Raw genomic sequence first — 19476 nt, 5'->3', positions numbered from 1 at the left:
TCCCGGCGAAAGCCGGGACGACACCGAATTTTTGGCGCCTATTTCGTCGTCAACGCAAATGCGCCGTCCCAATCCTGCGGCGGCGGCTCTTTCTGGAAGGCGCGGATCCGCGCCTCATAGAGGCGATACAAGTATTGCAGCGTCTGCGCCTCGTCGGTCTTGCGGCCGCGCTCGATCGCGGCCAGCGCGCCATCCCAATCGCGGCCGCGGTAGCAGGCGAGCATCTCGATGGTCAGGTTGCGCAGCCGCTGGAAGCGGCCCGATTGCGCAACGTCCTCGCGGCCGGCGATCGCATAGATCACCTCGGGTTCCTTCTTGCCCTTGACCATGATGAAGTCGAGCTCGAGGATCGCGAACTTCTCCTTCACCTCGAGCGCGGTCTTCGATCCCACGATGATCGGGAAGCCGTACTCCTTGGACTGCCCCTCCAGGCGCGCGGCCAGATTGACGCTGTCGCCCAACACCGAATAATTGAACTTGAGATCGGAACCCATGTTACCGACCACGCAGCTGCCGGTGTTGAGGCCGACGCCGATGTTGAGCGGCACATAGACGTGGCCGCCCTCCTGCGCCTCCTGCTCGCGTTCCTGGTTAAGTTCGTCGACACGCTCCAGCATGTCGAGCGCGGCGTCGCAGGCATTGAGGTGGTGCTGCTTGTCGTCGAGCGGCGCGTTCCAGAACGCCATGATGGCGTCGCCCATGTATTTGTCGATATAGCCCTTGCGGGCGAGAATCGCGTTGGTGAGCGGCGTGAGAAAGCGATTCATCAGCTGCGTGAGGCCCTGCGGATCGCGCTTGTAGGTCTCCGAGATCGCGGTGAAGCCGCGCATGTCCGAGAACATGATGGTCATCTCGCGCTCCTCGCCGCCGAGCACGAGCCGTTCCGGCGCGTTAGCGAGCTGCTCGACCAGCGCGGGCGACATGTACTGCACGAACTGCGACCTGATCTGCCGGCGCTGGTGCAGCTCGCGCACGAAGGCGGAGAAGACCAGCGTGAGGTAGATCGCCGTGGTCGACATCAGCGGATAGGTGAAATCGATCAGGAGCCGGTGCTGGGAGTAGAAATACCAGGACGTGCCGATCAGCACCGAGGCGAACATCCCGCCGACAACGACCAGCGTCACCGGGCCGAATTTCGGCGCAAAGGCGACCACCAGGAGGCCCATGATCAGCGCGGCGAAGAATTCAATGCCGATGCCGTAGTTGGGCTGCGAAACGACGTCGCCGGTCAGCGCGCTCTCCAGCACCTGGGCGTGAATCTCGACACCGGGCATCGCGGGCGTGACCGGCGTCGTCTTGATGTCGTTCAGCCCGATCGAGGAGGTGCCGATCAGGATGAGCTTGCCGGCGATCTTTTCCGGCGCGACACGCCCCTCCAGCACGTCGATGGCCGGGACATAAATCGAGGGATCACGGCGCGCGTAGCGGATCCAGAGCTGGCCGTTGAGATCGGTCGGGATCGTGAAGCCCTTGACGCCGAGGCTCTTGATGCCGGCCTGGTCGGTCTTGATCAGGATGGTGCCCGCGCCGCTCGCCACCCGCAGCATCTCGAAGGTGAGCGACGGCATGGTGACGCCCTGGGCGACCATCATCATCGGCACGCGGCGCACGATGCCGTCGCGTTCCGGCCTGATCGTGAACAAGCCGCGGCCGGCGGCGGCCTCCTCGAGCACCGGCACGTTGCGCAGCAGGCCGACGAACTCGAACATGAAGCGCTGCGGCGCCTCGCCGAGCATCGCCAGTCCGGTGACCGGGAGCTTCTCGTTGAGGTCGGCGCGCACATTTGGACCGCCGGACTCGCCGAGCACGACGCGCGAGTTCCTGATGGCCTCGGCGAGGATGCTGTCATTGCTCGGCAGCTGCCTGAGCCTGGCGCGCATCTCCTCGTCGAGATTGCCGAACGTATCGGCTGCGATGTCAGGGTTGAGACGGTCCGGCTCGGCGAACACCGCGTCGAATGCGATCACGACGGCGCCGAGCCTGGTGAGATTGGTGACGATCTCGGCGATCCGCGTCCGCGGCCAGGGCCACTGCCCGAGCCGGGGATCGGCGAGGCTCTTCTCGTCGATGTCGACGATGGTGACGGGACGCGCGGTCTTCTTGCGGGGCTCGATCAACTGGAAGGTATCGAAGGTCCTGACCCGCAGCTCCTGCACCGGAGCCGGGTCCATCACCCGCAGCGCCGCGATACCGATCAAAAGCACCACGCAGACCAGCCGCGCATAACCGAAGCGCCGTCCGAACCACCGTCGTATCGCCTTCAGCCGTCTCATGCCCTCTGGATATCACGCGCGGAGCATTGTTCCAATCGAACAAGCACCCGCGGTGCACAAACGGCCCGGCCAGGCGCGCCGCCAATGGCGGCAAGGCCGCACGTCCGTCAGGTCACGTGAAGCAGGAAGTCGTTGTGGCTGAGCTGCGCGGGCGTGACGTTGCGAAGCGTGATGGTGTCGGCGCTGTCGACCGTGATCAGGGTATCCGCGGCGTTGGTCGGCGATTGCGTGACGTGCTCGCTGATCCAGGTATCGGGATCGATACCGCCGGTCGACAGGATCGCCGAAAGGTCGATCTGGTCGAGGCCGGGCGTGAAGTTCACGATCGTGTCGTGGTTGAAATTCTGGTCAAACACGAACTTGTCCTGATAGCCCGATCCGAAAAACACGTCCTTGTCGCTGGTGCCGGTCAGCGTCACCGGCTGGGGCGGATCCTGCTGGAGGTTGAAGATCAGGTTGACCGTGTCGGTCGCGCCATGGCCGTCGGTCACGGCGAGCGCGATCTTGTCGGTCGCCGGTGGCGTCTGGCCGGGGTTGTAGATGAGGCCCGGCGTCCCGAGCGCGGTGTTGATGCCGGAGAGGAGCCCCTCCTGCGATGGAGGCGTGACGCTGCTGCCCGACCCGGCCGTCGGCGTGGCCGCCACGGTGAAGATCTCGTCCGACGTCGCATCGGCGTCGGTCACCGTCAGGCCGGAGATCGTCTCGGTCCCGTCGCGATTTTCGGTGATGCTGACGTTGTCGGCGTGGATCACAGGCGCGTCGTTGGCGCCGACGACGTCGATCGTCAGCGTCGCCGTCCCGACAGCGTTATGTGCATCGATCGTCTCGACGGTGAATGTGTCGGTATAGTTGCCCTTGGCCAGCGCGTTGATCGCGGCGGCGTCCGGAACATAGCTGTAGGTGCCGTCCGCATTGACCGTGAGCGAGCCGTAGAGGCCCGCGATCGGTGAGTTGACCGCAACGTGGTCCGAGTTGAGCGCGGCATAGGTCAGCGTCGCGGTCTCGCCGTGATCGACATCGTGGCCGTGGAGTGCGCCGGTGAGCGCGCTGAAAGTGTCGTCGGCGGCGGTATCGGTCAGCGTGCCGGCGTTGACGTCGGCAAGCGTCGGCGCGTCGTTGGCGCCGTTGATCGTGATCGTCACCGGCTCGGTGATGACGCCGCCATGATGGTCGTCGATCTGGATCGTGTAGGTCAGCGTCAGCGTCTCACCGGCGGCGAGATAGTCGAAATTCTGGTCCGCGGCCGAGAAGGTCCAGGTCGACGACCCCGTGGTGCCGCCGGTCGTATCCGTCAGCGTGCCCAGCGACAACCAGTTCAGGATGGTGGACTCGTCCTCGGGGAGGCCCGTGGTCGAGCCGGCTTCGGCCACGCCGATGATCGTCACGCCGTGAGTGTCGCTGAGGTCTGCGTCGGTGAACGTCACGGTGCCCGTCGCGCCGTCCGGCTTCAATGAATCCGTGGTGTCGGGCAGTTCGGGGATGGTCGCCGCCTGCGCCCCCGAGGTGACGATTGGCGTATCGTTGCTGCCGGTGACCGTGATCGTCACCGGCTGGCTGATGACCCCGCCATGATGGTCGTTGATCTCGACCGTATAGGTCAGTGTCAGTGTCTCGCCTACGGCGAGATAGTCGAAATTCCGATCGGCGGCCGAGAAGTTCCAGGACTGGGATCCGGTGACCCCGCCGGTCGAGTCGGTCAGCGTCCCCAGCGAGAGCCAGTTCAGGACGGTGGACTCGTCCTCGGGGAGACCGGTGGTGGTCCCGGATTCCGCGACGCCGGTGATGGACACGGTGTGGATGTCGCTGAGATCGACGTCCGCGAACGTCACCGCGCCCGTTGCGCCGTCCGGCTTGGATGAACCCGTCTCGTCCGGCTGTTCGGGAATCGCGGCTGTCCCCGGCGCCGACGCAAACGTCGGCGTGTCGTTGGTGCCGGTGACCGTGATCGTCACGGGCTGGCTGACGACCCCGCCATGATGGTCATCAACCTCGATCAGGTAGGTCAGCGTCAGCTTCTCGCCGGCGGCGAGATAGTCGAAACTCTTGTCGGCCACCGAGAAGGTCCAATGGCTCGATCCGGTCACGCCGCCGGTCGAATCCGCCAGTGTACCGAGCGACAGCCAGCTCAGCATCGTCGCCTGACTGGGAAGGCCCGCGGTGACGCCCGTTCCGGTGACGCCGGCCACGGTGACAGTGTGGGTGTCGCTGAGATCGACGTCGGTAAAGGTCACCGTCCCGGACGCGGTATCGGATATCACCGAGCCGGTCGTCCCGACATGTTCGGTGATCGCTGCCGCCTGGGTCGGCGACGTGATCACCGGCGTGTCGTCGGTGCCGACGATCGTGATCGTGACCGGGAGCGTGACGACGCCGCCCTGATGGTCGTCGATCTGGACCGTGTAGGTCAGCGTCAGCGTCTCACCTGCGGCGAGATAGTCGAAACTCCTGTCGGCGGCCGAGAACGTCCAGGCGCGCGATCCCGTCACGCCATCGGTCGAATCGGTCAGCGCGCCCAGCGACAGCCAGCTCAGCACGGTGGCATGGTTGGCAAGTCCGGTGGTGACGCCGGCCTCGGTGACGCCGGTGATGTTGACCGAATGCGTATCGGTCAGATCCGTATCGGTGAACGTCAACGTGCCGTGCACCGTATCTGGCACGGCGGAGTTCGTCGTCCCTGCAAGCTCGGTGATCGAGCCGAGCTGTGCCGAGGATGTCACCACCGGCGTGTCGTTGGTGCCGGTGATCGTGACAGTGAATGTCCTGAACGCGGTCTCGTTGCTCGGTGCGTAATTGTTATCCACGCGCGCGGTATAGGTCAGCGTCAGCGTTTCGCCGGCGGCCAGGAAGTCGAAGGCGCCATCGTCAATGTTGTAGGTCCAGGTCGCCGAACCGATATTGTTGTTCAGCGGATCGTGCACGAGCTGCAGCGGGATCTCGACAGCATGGATGGCCGCAAGCTGCGCCGCCGTCAGCGACGAGGTGACGTCGTTACCCTCTGCGTCCCGATAGCTGGACGAGGTAAAGCTGACGATCGCACTCGGCTTGTCGCCGAGATTGACGTCCACCCATGCGATCCGGCCCGTCGCCGTGTCGAGCAGTCCGCTATGGGTCTGCCCGGCCTGCTCAGTGAATTCCGCATTCTGTGTCACGACCGCCGGCGCCCCGGGGGCGTGGTCGGTCTTGCTGGCGGGGGCCTCTAGTCCGGCATGGCCGGTCAAGGCCAGCAGAAAGCTTATCGGCAAGGTCACGTCGCCGCCGGCAAGCTTGAGGGTGGTCGTGACCGGAACGACGCTGTCGGTGAAGTTCGTCGTGAGCTTGGTATTGGGATTGTTGTTGTCGGTGAACTTCAGCGCGAACACGTCCGAGATCAGCCGCTGCGCGTCGGCGGACAGCTGCGCCGACGAGACGAAGCTGACGCTGCCCTGGCCGTTGACGATGGTCTGGGTGCCGGCCTGATCGACGGTTGCGATCGGATTGAGCGTCGTCTTGTCGAACAGGATGTAGGAGCCGGTGGTCCCGTCAGGCTCGACCAGCACCTGGAATTTGGCCGGCGGCACGCCACCCGAGCCCTGCACGTCGAAATCGATCTCGACCAGCACCGCGGTGCCGCGGATGCCCATGGTCGCGACCGGCGTATCGACCTTCATGTCGCCGTGCTTGGCGGTCGCGCCGGCAACGAACGAGATCGTGCCCGAGACGAGGCTCATCAGCGACGAATTGCTCGACCCGTTCGGGTCGTAGATCATCTCGTTCAGCACCATCTTGGCGCTCGGTCCGAGACCGAACACGGTGCCGTCGATGAAGGTGATGCCCAGCGTCGAGTCGCTGCCGGACTGCACAACGTCACCCTTGTTGACGTTGTCGCCCTGGTTCAGGACGATTGCGACGCCGTTGCGGACGGCAGTGGCGCTGCCCGTCAGCTTGGTGACATGGCCGATGACCTTGGCCGGTTCGGCGGCGCCGCCGGCCTGGGCATACTGGGTGTAGCCGGTGAGCGCGTTGACGAGGTCGCCGGTGAGATGTGCGCCATCGGGTGACGCCAGCGCCGCGCGCTTCTCGCCCTTGAAGTAGTCGTGGAGGACGAGTTCCCGATCATCCTTCGCGATGACGAGGTCGAGCCCGGTCCGCTTGAAGTCGCCGGTGAACAGCAATTGCCCGTCGTCGACGGTGATCGCGCCGCGCGGCGCGTGCGTGGAAACGCTGTCGACGTGGACCGACCCACGGGCATAAGCATCCGCGTTCGGCAAAAGGCCGTCGAATTTCTCGACAAAGTTCACTGCGGATCACCGCACCACGAAGGTTAATGACTCAAGAATATCCGAATGATTTTGCCTGCATATCATCGGATAAAGCTCGACGAAACTGTCCTGTGCTTGCGCAAGGTGCTTCGATCGCGCCGTTTGAGCGGGTGTGACTTGGCTCACTCTTGTATGAGTGGTGTAGTTCTGATTTGTAAGACGGTACCATAAGGTGGGATTGCAGCCAAGATACGTATTTGACCACGTATTCGTGGTATTGACCGGCATTTCTGTACTTGCCTCTATTTCCCCGCAGCCCCGAGAGGGCATTTGACTCCAAATTCCCGGCCAAAGCTGTGAGTTAGAGCATTTTCCGACCGGAAAGAATCGGGTGGGGATTCCCAAAACGGCGCGAGTCAGATTCAAGCTGCATGCTGGCGAGGGAGGCCAGCATGTATGGCCAGGGCGCTTTCGGTTGATCTTCGCCAAAGGGTGGTAGCCGCGATTGACGGTGGCATGTCCTGTCGACAGGCTGCTGAGCGCTTTGGTGTCAGCGCGGCCAGTGCGATCCGCTGGCGCGGTCGCCTCAAGAAAGTTGGCGACATCGTTCCTAAACGCCAGGGCGGTGACCGCAAATCGCAGCGCATCGAAGCGCATTCGCAATTGATTCTGGAGGCGGTGACAGCGAGGCCGGATATCACGCTTGCCGAGTTGCGAGAACTGTTGAAACGTCGTGGAATATCGACTGGCATCGCGTCGCTCTGGCGTTTTTTCCAGCGCAGAAAGATCACACTTAAAAAAAGACAGCGCACGCCGCCGAGCAACGGCGCGGCGATATAAATGCCGCACGTGAGGAGTGGTTCGAAGGGCAAATCGACCTTGACCCTGAGCGTCTCGTCTTCATCGACGAAACCAGCGCCAACACCAAAATGGCGCGGCGTTACGGGCGCTCGCCACGCGGCGAGCGATGTCGTGCAGCTATCCCACACGGACATTGGAAGACGACGACGTTCACCGCTGGATTGCGCTCCGACGGTCTGATCGCGCCGCTTGTTCTGGACGGTCCAATGGATGGCGACGCTTTCCTGGCCTACGTCGAGCAATTGCTCGCCCCATCGCTGCGGCCGGGCGATACCGTTATCATGGACAACTTGCCCGCTCACAAGGTCCATGGCGTTCGAGAGGCCATCCAGGCGGTCGGAGCTAGCCTGCTCTATCTTCCGCCCTACAGTCCAGACTTCAACCCGATTGAAATGGCCTTCTCCAAACTGAAAGCGCTGTTGCGGGCCGCCGCAGCGCGCACCATGCCCGATCTCTGGCAAGCAATCGCCAACGCTCTCAAACGCTTCTCACCCGAGGAATGTCAAAATTATCTCGTCGCGGCTGGTTACGACGCAACGTGATCGGAAAACGCTCTAGCTTACAAATCACAGCAGTCCCGCGCGCGGACCGGCCGGTTAACCAGGAGGCAAGCATGAGACGGAAGACGGTGGATAAAGGTTCGCCGGTTCGTTTCACAAACCGGTAAAGTTTTCGGGACCCGGCCCACGCGCCCTTCAGCCTCTTGTCCGGTTTCCCCACATCTTAAATCGATTCGAACGGATCGCTTGCCATGCTGGACGGCATGAAACGATCCGGTCGCGTGCGCGGTGCAGCATCCACCCGCCGAAGAGCGGACAGGGGGTGTCACATGGGATTCTCGCTTCGCTCATTTGCGCTGCGCGCCGTCACGCTGGGCATCGGCCTGGCGCTGGCCGCGCCGGTCGCCGAGCTCAATGCCGCTTCGCTGCTTTCGCCCGGCCCGGCAACGCTGTTCAGACAATCGACCGAGCCGTTTGGCCTGGCCACCAGCCTGCTTGCCGACGGCGGCCTGCACGACAAATGGCGCGGCGTGCAGCGCCAGCTCGCCGACGAGCTGGTGCAGCTCGCCATCTGTGAAGGCGACCGCACCGGTTGTGCATCGCCGGAGGCGCTGCGTTTCCTCGCGATCGTCGATGCCGGACGGGCGCGCGACGGCCGCGCCCGGCTCGGTGCGATCAACCGCGCGATCAACCTCGCGATCCGCCCGGGAAACGATCTTGCGACCTATGGCGAGCCCGACGTCTGGGCGACGCCGCTCGCCACCTTTGCCCGCGGCAGCGGCGATTGCGAGGACTATGCGATCGCGAAATTCGTGGCCCTGCGCATCGCCGGCGTCGCGCCGGAAGATCTGCGGATCGTCGTCATGCATGACCTCATCGGCGGCGAGGACCATGCCGTGATGGCGGCGCGGCTCGACGGCCGTTGGCTGACGCTCGACAACCGCCGCATGGCGATGATCGAGGACAGCGACATCAGGAGTTTTCGGCCGACCTTCGTGATCGACCAGTATGGCGTCAGCCGATATGTCGATGCGCCGCTCGTCGCCGAGGCCGCATGGCGGCCGGCGGGTCGGGTGCATTGAACCAAGCGATCGAAATTCGCTTCCGTCATTGCGAGGAGCGAAGCGACGAAGCAATCCACATTTCCGCTCGGGAGGTATGGATTGCTTCGCGGAGCCTGTCATCCGGCGGGCTTTCGCGCCGACCGGGTGGCTCGCAATGACGGCCAGTTGGAATTCTGGACCGCCGCTCAGAACATCAAATTGTCCTTCACCAGCACCCAGCGGCCGCCCTTGACCTGCTGGACCTGCGTGATGGTGTTGGCAAGATGATCGGTCTTGGAGAACTTGGTCGGCGGCGAGCTGAAGATGTCGAGGAACTTGTCGCCTGACTCCAGCGCGTCCAGCATCTTCTGGCCGGTGAGATCCTTGCCCGCCTTCTGCGCGTAGAAGGCGAAGGTCATCACCGCGTTATAGCCGATGATCGCCTGGGTGTTGGCGTCGGAGTTGAACATCTTCTTGTAGTTGAGCAGCCAGTCCTTCACCTTGCCCTTGGCCGTGTCCTCATAGGGAATCTCGAAGCCTGACGCCGCGTAGAGTCCCTCGACGGCCTCCTTGCCGAGCGCCGGCACTTCGAGCACGTTGGTCGGGGTAGCACCGAGGAAGGTCACGTCCCAGCCGAGCTTCTTCGCCTCGTTCATCGCGCCGATGGTCTCGCGGATCACGGTGCCGAGCATGACGAGGTCACAGCCGTCGGACTTCATCTTGGCGACCTGCGCCGAGAAGTCGGAGGCACCGCGCTTGTAGCTCGTCACCGAGGCCGGCTGCACCTTCATCGCGCCGAGCTGCTGAGTGAAGCCGTCGAGCACGTTTTTGCCATACTCGTCGTCCTGATGCATGATGCAGGGCTTCTTGAAGTTCTTCCAGTCCATCATGTATTTGAGCGCGGCGCGCGTGCTCTCGACATAGGGCAAGAGGTTGTTGAACTTCAGCCGCTCCTGCGGCTTGGCGGGATCGAACTTGAAGGTGAATTCGGCGGCGGTCAGCGGGAACAGCTGCAGCACGCCGGCATCGAACAGGATGTCCTGCGCGGCGAGCACGGTCGGCGAGCCCATCGGGCCGATCATCGCGAACACCTTGTCGCGCTCGACCATCTTCTGCGAGGCCAGCACGGCCTTCTTCGGGTCGTAGCCGTTGTCTTCCAGGATCATCTTGATCTTGCGGCCGTTGATGCCGCCGCTGGCATTAATCTCTTCCACCGCCATCTTCATGCCGTTGGACACCGGAACACCCCAGACCTTGATCGGGCCGGACAGGTCCTGATGCGTTCCGATCACGATCTCGGTCGGCGAGATGCCTTCATTGGTGACCTTGGTCTGGGCCGCGGCCGGCAGACAGGTCAGCGCCAGCGCGCTCACCGCAAGGCCCAGCGCCTTCAGCGATTTCGACATTGCAGTCTCCTCCTTCAGTGGCCCATGTTGAGCGAAGGGTCGGGCCTGCTCGCTCCTTCGCCAAGTCCGTCGTCGCGTCTATTCTTGAGCATGATCTATTCGGAAAACCGCTTCACACTTTTCCGGATCATGCTCTATGCCACCGCCCGCGCGCCATACATGGCGTCGATCTCGGTCGCATAGCGCTTGTTCACAAAACTGCGCTTCAGCTTCATGGTCGGCGTCAGCTCCTCATCCTCGGGTGTGAGCTGTCGCTCGATCAGGTAGAATTTCTTGATGGTCTCGACGCGGGCGAATTTCGTATTCACCGCCTCGACCTCGCGCTGGATCAGGTCCTGGATCTCGCGGGCACGGCACAGGCTCGCGTAATTGGTGAAGGGGATGTCCTGGTCCTGGGCGTATTTCTCGACATTCTCCTGATCGATCATGATCAGGCAGGTGAGATACGGCCGCTTGTCGCCGATCACGACCGCGTCCGAGACGTAGGGCGAGAATTTGAGCTGGTTCTCGATCTCGGACGGCGTGATGTTCTTGCCGCCGGAGGTGATGATGATGTCCTTCATCCGGTCGGTGATCTTGACATAGCCTTCATTGTCGATCGCGCCGACATCGCCGGTGTGCAGCCAGCCTTTGGCGTCGATCGTCTCGGCGGTCTTCTCCGGCTGGTTGAGATAGCCCATGAACAGGAAGTCGCCCTTGATCAGGATCTCGCCCTTCGGGCAGATCATCACCTCGCCCCAGGGCGCGGCCTTGCCGACCGAGCCGAGCTTGATCCGCTCCGCCGGCATCATGGTCGCGACGCCGCAATTCTCGGTCTGGCCGTAGACCTCGCGCATGTCGATGCCGAGCGCGAGATACCAGCGGATCAGATCCGGCGAGATCGGCGCCGCGCCGGTCAGCGCGATCCGGCAGCGGTCGAGCCCGAGCATGCGGCGGATGTTGCGGAACACCAGCCAGTAGGCCGCGCGGTTGGCGAGCCGCAGCGACAGCGGCGGCGTCTCGCCCTCCAGCCGGCACTCGGTCATCCGGTTGCCGATCGCAAGCGCCCGGGCATACATCCAGTTCTGGAACGGGGTCGCGTCCTTCAGCGCGATGGTGATGCCGGAATAGAACTTCTCCCAGATCCGGGGCACCGCGAGGAACGCGGTCGGCTGCACCTCGCGCAGATTGTCCGGCACCGTCTCCGGGCTCTCGGCAAAATTCATCACCGAACCGAGCGCGAGCGAGAGGTAATAGCCGCCGACCCGCTCGGCGACGTGGCAGAGCGGCAGGAACACCAGCCGCTCCTCGCTGTCGGTCGAGGGGTAGAGATCGTTGGCATGGCGCATCTGGTGCGTCACGCTGCGGTTGGAATGCATCGCGCCCTTGGGCGGGCCTGTGGTGCCCGAGGTGTAGACCAGGATCGCGAGATCGGAGGCGGTGCGGCTGCCGGTCATTTCATCCCACAAGGCGTCATTGCCCTGCGCATGATTGCGGCCGAGCGCGGTGAACTCGGCAAGCGACAGCACCATTGGATCGGAGAAGCCGCTCAGGCCCTCCATGTCGAAGACCACAACCTTTTCCAGCGTCGGACAGCGCGACCGGCAGGTAAGCACCTTGTCGAGCTGCTCCTCGTCCTCGACGAACATGACCCGTGTACCGGAATCATTGACGAGATATTCGACCTGCGCCGCCGAATCGGTCGGGTAGATGCCGGAGGAGACGCCGCCGGCGCACAGGATGCCCATGTCGGCATAGACCCACTCCGGCACCGCGTTGGCGATGATCGAGGCGACATCGCCGGGGCGGAAGCCGGTCGCATGCAGGCCAAAGGCGATATCCCTGGAGATCTGCAGCCACTCGCGCCAGCTGGTCGGCTGCCAGATGCCGAACTTCTTCTCGCGGATCGCGGGCCGGTCGCCACGCGTCTGTACCGCGAGCAGAAAGCTCCTCGCGATCGTGTCGGCAACCGTCAGCACCGCTGGTCCTGCCATGCGCGCTCCCTCCTCTGCCGCCTGTCTCACGTGCCGGGCCTTCGTGCCGGTCTTGTTCGTGCAACAGGCCTGAAATCTAGCTCCAACTCGCTCTCAACGCCAAACCTTCCTGGCGCTGACCTTCACCGCCAAATCTTCCTTAACGCCAAGTCTTCTTCTTCTTCCAGCGCCGCTCGCCCCGCGCGCCCGCTTCCTTGGCGCCGAGATAGAACTCCTGGATATCAGGCGAATTCATCAGCCGCTCGCAGGTGTCGTTCATGACCACGCGGCCGATCTCCAGCACGTAGCCGTAATGCGCGGTCTCCAGCGCGATCTTGGCATTCTGCTCGACCAGCAGGATCGACATGCCCTGCTCCTCATTGACGCGGCGGATGATGGTGAAGATCTCCTTCACCAGGATCGGTGACAGCCCAAGCGACGGCTCATCGAGCAGCAGCAGCGTCGGCCGGTTCATCAGCGCCCGCCCGATCGCGAGCATCTGCTGTTCGCCCCCCGAAAGCTGCCCGGCCGGCTGGCCGAGCCGCTCCCTCAGCCGTGGAAAATAGCCATAGACGCGCTCGAGGTCCTGCGCCACACCGTCGCGGTCCTTGCGCAGATAGGCGCCCATCATCAGGTTTTCGCGCACCGACAGGAACGGAAACACCTCCCGCCCCTCCGGCACATGGCTCAGGCCGAGCCGCACGATGCGGTCGGCCTCCATGCGCTGGATCGGCTTGCCGAGGAATTCGATCGTGCCCTTCTGCGGATCGAGGATGCCGGAGATCGTCTTCAGCACCGTGGTTTTGCCGGCGCCGTTGGCGCCGAGCAGCGTGACGATCTGACCGCGCGGCACCTCGAGGCTAATGCCGCGAATCGCCATGATCGGCCCGTAATAGCTCTCGATATTGGAGAGTTTCAGGATGATGTCTGATGTGCTCATGGCATCATCCTCATGCGCCGAGATACGCTGCGACAACGTCGGGATGGTGCTGCACCTCCGACGGCGAGCCCATCGCCAGCACGCGGCCATAGTTCAGCGCGATCACGCGGTCGGAGACCCGGTTGACCAGCGTCATGTCGTGCTCGACCATCAAGACCGTGATGCCGAGCTCGCTCTTCATGTCGCGGATCCAGAACGACATGTCGTCGGTCTCCTCGACATTGAGGCCCGAGGACGGCTCGTCGAGCAGGATCAGCTTCGGCTCCGAGCAGAGCGCCCGCGCCAGCTCGATCACCTTGCGCACGCCGTAAGGCAGGCCCGAGATCAGCTTGTCGCGGTAGGGCTCGAGATCGAGGAATTCGATCACCTGCTCGACGCGGCGGCGATGTGCCTTCTCGCCGGCGCGGACGCTCGGCAGAAACAGCAGCTCCTGCCAGAGCTGGGTGGTGGAATGGCGATGGCGGCCGACCAGCAGATTGCTCAGCACGGTGGCATTCTCGAACAGCTCGATGTTCTGGAAGGTGCGGGCGATGCCGAGCCTTGCGATATCGTAGGCCGGCTCCTGGGTGATGTCCTGATCCTCGAAGAAGATCCTGCCCGAGGTCGGCGGATAGATCCGAGAGATCAGGTTGAAGATCGAGCTTTTGCCGGCGCCATTGGGCCCGATGATCGACATGATCTCGCCCTTCTCGACCGCGAAGCTGACGGCGTCGACCGCTTTCAGGCCGCCGAAATGCAACGACAGATTCTCGGCGCGAAAATAGCTCATCGGTTCCGCTCCGATTTCACGTAGATCTTCTGCCGCTTGAAGGTCGCGCGCTTGTAGAGCGGGAACAGCTGGAAGAAGAGCTTGATCTTGAGCCAGCGGCCATAGAGCCCCAACGGCTCGAACAGCACGAACACCACGATGATGACGCCGTAGATCGCGCCCTTCAGGCCGTTGGCGGAGGCAAAGGCTGCGACCGCGTCCTGGATATGTCCGGCGCGCTCCGTGCCGGCGCCGAGGGTTGCGGCAATGCCTGCGATCACGCCGGGCATGTCGTCCTTCAGATAGGTCAGGAACGGGTCGATCATGACCAGAAAGATCGCGCCCAGCACCGCGCCATGCAGGCTGAAGGTGCCGCCGATCAGAATCACGATGATGAACTCGATCGACAGCTGCAGCGTGAACATCTCGGGCGAGATGAAGGAGAGCTTGTGGGCGAATAGCACGCCGGCAAAACCGGTGATCGCCGCCGAGATCGCGAACGACTTCACCTTGTAGAGCGCAACATTGATGCCCATGCTGCGCGCCGCGGTCTCGCTGTCGCGGATCGCGACAAAGGCGCGGCCGGTCGGCGAGCGCAGCAGATTGAGCGTGCCGACGATGGTCAGCACCAGCACCGCGAGGCAGAGATAATAGAAAGTCGGGCCGTCGCGCGACATCGTGGTGCCGAACAACTGTATGGCCTTGACCCGCATGCCCTCATTGCCATGGGTCACGCTTTCCCAGCGCGCCAGGATTTCCTCGACGATGAAGGCAAACGAGATCGTCGCGATCACCAGATAGATGCCCTGCAGCCGCAGCGCCGGAAATCCGACCAGCGCGCCGACCACGCCGGTCAATAGCCCCGCGGCGAGGAAGTAGACAAACGGCACGTTGAATTGCTGCAGATAGGCCGCGGTGTAGGCGCCGATCGCGAGAAACGCGGCGTGGCCGAGCGAGGCCTGTCCGGTGAAGCCGGTCAGGATCAAGAGCCCGACGCCGACGGTCGCATAGATGCAGACGAAGACGAGCTGGCTCATCAGGTAGCTTGAGAGCACGTAAGGCGCGATCAGCAGCACCGCCAGCAACAGGCCGTAGGAATAGACATAGCCCGAATGCGGGAACAGCCTGATGTCGTCTTCATAATTGGTCTTGAAGAGAAACCGCATCCTCGCTCCTCAAACCTTCTTGCGGACGTGAAGGCCGAACAGGCCTTCGGGCTTGAGCAGCAGCACCGCGAGCAGCACGATGTAGGGCGCGACGTCCTTCCATCCCTGCGGCAGATAGAAGCCGGCCATGCTCTCGATCACGCCGATCAGGACGCCGCCGACCACCGCGCCGGGGATCGAGCCGAAGCCGCCGAGCACGGCGGCCGGAAACGCCTTCAGCCCCAGCACCAGCCCGACATTGGAATGGATGAAGGTGATCGGCGCCAGCAGCACGCCGGCGCAGGTCGCCACCGCCGCCGAGATCGCCCAGACGATCGAGACCACGCGCTTGACCGGGATGCCCATGTAATAGGCAGCCAGCATGTTCTCGGAGCTGGCGCGCATCGCGGTGCCGAGCGTGGTGCGGTTGAAGAACAGATAGAGCAGCGCGCACAGGATGATGGTCGCCGCGATCACCGACAGCTTGTCATAGGCAAGCACCAGGCTGCCGATCCTCAAGACGCCCTGGCTGAACGGGGTTTCGATCTTGAAGTCGTCGGTGCCCCAGATCATGCCGGTGATCGAGCGCAGGAAATAACCGAGCCCGATCGTCGCCATGATGATGGAGAATTGCGGATAGCCGAGGATCGGCCGCACCACGACCCGCTCGGCCAGCATGCCGAACAACGCCATGCAGATCACCGCGCCGGCGAATCCGACCCAGTAATTCAGCCCGAGCATGCCGATGAAGGTGAAGGCGAAAAAGCCGCCCAGCATCATCAAATCGCCTTGCGCGAAATTGACGACCTCGGTTGCCTTGTAGACCAGCACGAATCCGAGCGCGATCAGGCCGTAAACGCAGCCGAGCGCGATGCCGCTGACGAGCTGCTGAACAAAGTCCAGCATCCTTCCCTCCCCGATGCCCGGCGATTCTTTCCGATCGCTCGTTGCATCCCGCCTTCGCGCCCTTGTGTCGGAAGCGCTGAAAGCTGCCTATGTCCGCCCCGATTGAGCCAAAAGGCCCGATCCCTGTCAACAAACCCTTGATCCGTAAGCATCATCACATTTGCGGATAAATGCCGCAGCACGGACTAATACGGACATCAGCTTCGATTTGTCCTGCGTGATTCACCGCACCGAAACGGTTTTTGTCCAAGCTCACGCAACCGAAGAGCGCAATCCCGGATCGCCACCACACCATGACATCCGAACTGTCGGCACTCGCCGTGCGAGGGTTAACCAAGCGTTTTGACCGCCCGGCGGTCGACGCGCTCGATCTCACCATCCGTGTCGGCGAATTCTACGCGCTGCTCGGGCCGAACGGCGCCGGCAAGACCACGACCTTGCGCATGGTGGCGGGCCTGCTGCGGCCCGATGCCGGCTCGGTGTCGATCCTGGGCATCGATGCGCTGGCCGATCCGGTCGCCGCCAAGCAGATCATGGCCTGGGTGTCCGACGAGCCGATGATCTATGACAAGCTGACGCCGCTGGAATATCTCGAATTCGTCGCCGGCCTCTGGGGCATCGCCCCCCGCACGTCGGAGCTGTCGGCCCGCGATCTGCTGGCCTCGCTCGGGCTCGAGCCGCATCTCAACCAGCGCTGCGAAGGCTTCTCCAAGGGGATGCGCCAGAAGGTGGCGCTCGCCGGCGCGCTGGTGCACGATCCCCGCCTGATCATTCTCGACGAACCGCTGACAGGCCTCGACGCGCTGTCGGCGCGTCACGTCAAGGGCCTGCTGCAGGAGCGTGTCCGCGCAGGCTGCACCGTGATCATGACGACCCATATTCTCGAAGTCGCCGAACGGATGGCCGACCGCATCGGCGTGATCGCGGCCGGCCGGCTGATCGCCGAGGGCACGCTGGCCGAGCTGCGCGAGCGGAACGGCCGTAATGACACGACCCTCGAGGACATGTTCATCGCGCTGGTCGACACCGAGGCGGCGGCGGCGTGAGCTCGACCGCCCATCTCACCTGGTTCGTCCGCCACGAATTCCGCCTGGCCTGGCGCGAATGGCTGGCGATGATGACCGGCGGCCGACGCCGGCGCAACCGCGCCGTGATCGGCCTGCTGCTGTTCGCAGCGATCCTGCATCTGCCGGCCTATGCCGTGGTCGCCCGCTATGTCGACCTGCGGTTTCCGCTCGACCCGTCGTCGCTGATCGTGCTGACCGCGACGATCTTCCTGTCCTGGGCGCTGATGCTGTCGCAGGCGATCGAGTCGGTGACGCGGGTGTTCTATGCCCGCGCCGATCTCGATTTGATCATGTCGTCGCCGGCGAAGCTGACCAACATCTTCTCGATCCGGATCGCCGCGATCGCGCTGACGGTGAGCAGCATGGCGCTCTTGCTGTCGACGCCATTCGTCGACGTGCTGGTCTATCTCGGCGGCCCGCGCTGGCTCGCCGGCTTCGGCGTCGTCCTTGCGATCGGGCTGTCGGCGGCGGCTGCCGCGATCGCCGTCACCGCCTTCCTGTTTCGCCTGATCGGGCCGAGCCGGACCCGGCTGGTGGCGCAGATCGTCTCCGCCGTGATCGGCGCGGGCTTCGTTATCGCCCTGCAGGTGGTCGCGGTGCTGTCCTACGGCACGCTGTCGCGCTTTGCCTTCCTGACCTCGGATACCGCGGCGCGAATTGCCCCCGCCCCCGACAGCCTGCTGTGGTGGCCGGCGCGGGCATCGCTGGGCGATCTCGACATCATGATGCTGCTGCTCGCCTTGGCGTTGGTGATGCTCGGCGTCGTGATGGCGGTGTTCGCACCACGGTTTGCCGACACCGTCGCGAGCGTCGCCGCCAATCCGGCCGCGGTGACGCGGGGGCGCGCCCGCGCGTTCCGCTCCGGCTCGCGCCAGCAGGCGCTGCGGCGCAAGGAGTTTCTGCTGCTGCGCCGCGATCCGTGGCTGCTCTCGCAGACCCTGATGCAAATGCTATATCTGGTGCCGCCGGCGCTGATGCTGTGGCGCAGTTTCTCCGGCACCTCGACCGCGATCGTGCTGATCACGCCCGTCATCGTGATGGCCGCAGGCCAGCTCGCCGGCGGGCTTGCCTGGCTGACTATCTCGGGCGAGGACGCGCCCGATCTGGTGGCGACCGCGCCGCTGCCGCCGTCGCGCGTGACCCGCGCCAAGGTCGAGGTCGTGCTGATCGCGATCGCCGCCATCTTCGCGCCGCTGGTGGCCGCGCTGGCATTTGCCTCGCCGCAGCAGGCCGCGGTCACCGCGATCGCGATCGTCATCGCGACCGCATCGGCCGCCGGGATTCAACTCTGGTTCCGCGCGCAGGCCAAGCGCAGCCAGTTCCGCCGGCGCCAGACCTCCTCCCGCATCGCGACCTTCGCGGAGGCCTTCTCCTCGATCGGCTGGGCGGCAACCGCAGCGCTCGTCCTGACGATCCCGTCGGCCGCGCTCGTCAGCGGCATTCTGACGCTGTTGACGCTCGTCATCGCCTGGAAGATCAGCCCGCGGCGCGCGTGAGACCGCGGTAGATTCTAGTTTGACGCGTTTTCTTCACGCGAACCGGTATCCACTTCGCTCGAAAACGCTCTAGGTGGTGTGGACACTTATCGCATCCATAAGACGATGGCTGCGAGAGTGACGACGGCCAGGTAATTTCGGGCGGTCTTTTCGAAGCGGGTTGCAACGCGGCGGAACTGCTTGAGCTTTGAGAAGCAGCATTCGACGAGATGACGCTGGGCATAGAAATGCTTGTCGAGTGGATATTTGAGCGCGCGTGACGGGTTGTTGGGGATCACGGCGAGCGCGCCTTTGGCGGCGATGGCCTGGCGCAAGTGATCGGCGTCATAGGCCGTATCGGCCATGACGACCTCGGCGGATAAGCCTTCGATCAATGCGGCGGCTTGCGGTGCATCGCCCTTCTGACCTGCGGTAAGCGTGAACCGCACCGGACATCCCAAGCCTCGAACGGCCATGTGTATCTTGGTGCTCAGGCCGCCGCGCGAGCGGCCGATCGCTTGATCTTCCGCTTGATCTTCAGACCCCCCTTTTTGGCGCCGGCGGCGTGCTGATGCGCCCGAACAATGGTGGAATCGACGATCAGATATTCGAAGTCCGGATCATCGGACATCGCCTCGAAGATCCGCCACCAAACACCCTTGATGCTCCATCGACTGAAGCGCCGGAACACGCTGTTCCAGTCCCCAAACACCTCCGGAAGATCGCGCCAGGGAGACCCCGTACGCACGATCCACAGCACACCTTCCACGAACATCCGGTTGTCGCGCCCGGTGGAGCCCTTCTGATCGGGGCGCCCTATGATCAGCGGCGCTATCCGCTCCCACGCCGCGTCGCTCAATACCAAACGGTCCATCACACCCAAGGCGGCCTCCCCAAAAGCAGCCTTGAATCTGATTTGCTC

The 19476-nt window shown here is 63.6% G+C and carries 12 protein-coding genes and 1 pseudogene; 4 read left to right on the top strand and 9 right to left on the bottom strand.

Translation table 11 applies throughout. The annotated features are described in order from the left end of the window. Positions 1–38 precede the first annotated feature (38 nt). Both WDM24_RS02650 and WDM24_RS02645 read right to left on the bottom strand, forming a co-directional pair. Entirely contained in the window at positions 39–2273 is a 2235-nt protein-coding gene (locus WDM24_RS02650; protein ID WP_338830353.1) for an adenylate/guanylate cyclase domain-containing protein, read from the bottom strand. 107 nt (positions 2274–2380) lie between these two features. Next, a complete protein-coding gene (locus WDM24_RS02645) occupies positions 2381–6550 on the bottom strand; it encodes a VCBS domain-containing protein (RefSeq protein ID WP_338830352.1) in 4170 nt (1389 codons plus the stop codon). Positions 6551–6967: 417 nt separating this feature from the next. Here WDM24_RS02645 and WDM24_RS02640 point away from each other — a divergent pair. Beyond that, a protein-coding gene (locus tag WDM24_RS02640) for an IS630 family transposase (protein WP_166081867.1) occupies positions 6968–7914 on the top strand; the annotation gives its coding sequence in 2 pieces (ribosomal slippage) (positions 6968–7307 and positions 7307–7914; 948 coding nt in all). 287 nt (positions 7915–8201) lie between these two features. Further along, on the top strand, positions 8202–8954 hold the full coding sequence (locus tag WDM24_RS02635) for a transglutaminase-like cysteine peptidase (protein WP_338830351.1): 753 nt from the start codon (positions 8202–8204) through the stop codon (positions 8952–8954). A 167-nt stretch (positions 8955–9121) separates the two neighbouring features. Here the strand turns inward: WDM24_RS02635 and WDM24_RS02630 are convergent, their stop codons facing one another. The 6 genes from WDM24_RS02630 to WDM24_RS02605 all read right to left on the bottom strand — a co-directional run bounded on the left by WDM24_RS02630 (position 9122) and on the right by WDM24_RS02605 (position 16012). After that, positions 9122–10321, bottom strand: coding sequence for an ABC transporter substrate-binding protein (locus WDM24_RS02630; RefSeq protein WP_338830350.1), 1200 nt, complete (start codon positions 10319–10321; stop codon positions 9122–9124). Between the two features lie 134 nt (positions 10322–10455). Then, the gene (locus WDM24_RS02625; RefSeq protein WP_338830349.1) at positions 10456–12294 is read right to left on the bottom strand and encodes an AMP-dependent synthetase/ligase; all 1839 of its coding nucleotides are present in this window, start codon (positions 12292–12294) and stop codon (positions 10456–10458) included. A gap of 139 nt (positions 12295–12433) precedes the next feature. Further along, complete coding sequence (locus WDM24_RS02620; protein ID WP_212012716.1) at positions 12434–13213, bottom strand: ABC transporter ATP-binding protein; 780 nt, start codon at positions 13211–13213, stop codon at positions 12434–12436. 10 nt (positions 13214–13223) lie between these two features. Continuing rightward, positions 13224–13982 (bottom strand): ABC transporter ATP-binding protein, encoded by a 759-nt coding sequence (locus WDM24_RS02615; protein WP_338830348.1) that lies wholly within the window; start codon positions 13980–13982, stop codon positions 13224–13226. Continuing rightward, positions 13979–15127, bottom strand: coding sequence for a branched-chain amino acid ABC transporter permease (locus WDM24_RS02610; RefSeq protein ID WP_338830347.1), 1149 nt, complete (start codon positions 15125–15127; stop codon positions 13979–13981). Before WDM24_RS02610 ends, WDM24_RS02615 begins: the two co-directional genes overlap by 4 nt. Before the next feature lie 9 nt (positions 15128–15136). Then, complete coding sequence (locus tag WDM24_RS02605; RefSeq protein ID WP_165126793.1) at positions 15137–16012, bottom strand: branched-chain amino acid ABC transporter permease; 876 nt, start codon at positions 16010–16012, stop codon at positions 15137–15139. A 293-nt stretch (positions 16013–16305) separates the two neighbouring features. Here WDM24_RS02605 and WDM24_RS02600 point away from each other — a divergent pair, with 293 nt between their 5' ends. Beyond that, complete coding sequence (locus WDM24_RS02600; protein WP_338830346.1) at positions 16306–17058, top strand: ABC transporter ATP-binding protein; 753 nt, start codon at positions 16306–16308, stop codon at positions 17056–17058. Continuing rightward, the gene (locus WDM24_RS02595; protein WP_338694948.1) at positions 17055–18575 is read left to right on the top strand and encodes a permease; all 1521 of its coding nucleotides are present in this window, start codon (positions 17055–17057) and stop codon (positions 18573–18575) included. The genes WDM24_RS02600 and WDM24_RS02595 overlap by 4 nt, the downstream gene beginning before the upstream one ends. Positions 18576–18661: 86 nt before the next feature. Here the strand turns inward: WDM24_RS02595 and WDM24_RS02590 are convergent. Beyond that, positions 18662–19437 (bottom strand): annotated as a pseudogene (locus WDM24_RS02590) (IS5 family transposase). Between the last annotated feature and the right edge of the window lie 39 nt (positions 19438–19476).

The organism is Bradyrhizobium sp. 27S5 (assembly GCF_037217225.1).
GTDB classification, from domain to species: domain Bacteria; phylum Pseudomonadota; class Alphaproteobacteria; order Rhizobiales; family Xanthobacteraceae; genus Bradyrhizobium; species Bradyrhizobium septentrionale.
Note: the sequence above shows the minus strand (reverse complement) of the source record. Positions and strands in the feature narration are given on the sequence as shown.

Bases quoted from the DNA above. Each gene is read 5' to 3' on its own strand.
- WDM24_RS02650 (WP_338830353.1), bottom strand. From the start codon at position 2,273: ATGAGACGGCTGAAGGCGATACGACGGTGGTTCGGACGGCGCTTCGGT.
- WDM24_RS02635 (WP_338830351.1), top strand. From the start codon at position 8,202: ATGGGATTCTCGCTTCGCTCATTTGCGCTGCGCGCCGTCACGCTGGGC.
- WDM24_RS02630 (WP_338830350.1), bottom strand. From the start codon at position 10,321: ATGTCGAAATCGCTGAAGGCGCTGGGCCTTGCGGTGAGCGCGCTGGCG.
- WDM24_RS02625 (WP_338830349.1), bottom strand. From the start codon at position 12,294: ATGGCAGGACCAGCGGTGCTGACGGTTGCCGACACGATCGCGAGGAGC.
- WDM24_RS02620 (WP_212012716.1), bottom strand. From the start codon at position 13,213: ATGAGCACATCAGACATCATCCTGAAACTCTCCAATATCGAGAGCTAT.
- WDM24_RS02615 (WP_338830348.1), bottom strand. From the start codon at position 13,982: ATGAGCTATTTTCGCGCCGAGAATCTGTCGTTGCATTTCGGCGGCCTG.
- WDM24_RS02610 (WP_338830347.1), bottom strand. From the start codon at position 15,127: ATGCGGTTTCTCTTCAAGACCAATTATGAAGACGACATCAGGCTGTTC.
- WDM24_RS02605 (WP_165126793.1), bottom strand. From the start codon at position 16,012: ATGCTGGACTTTGTTCAGCAGCTCGTCAGCGGCATCGCGCTCGGCTGC.
- WDM24_RS02600 (WP_338830346.1), top strand. From the start codon at position 16,306: ATGACATCCGAACTGTCGGCACTCGCCGTGCGAGGGTTAACCAAGCGT.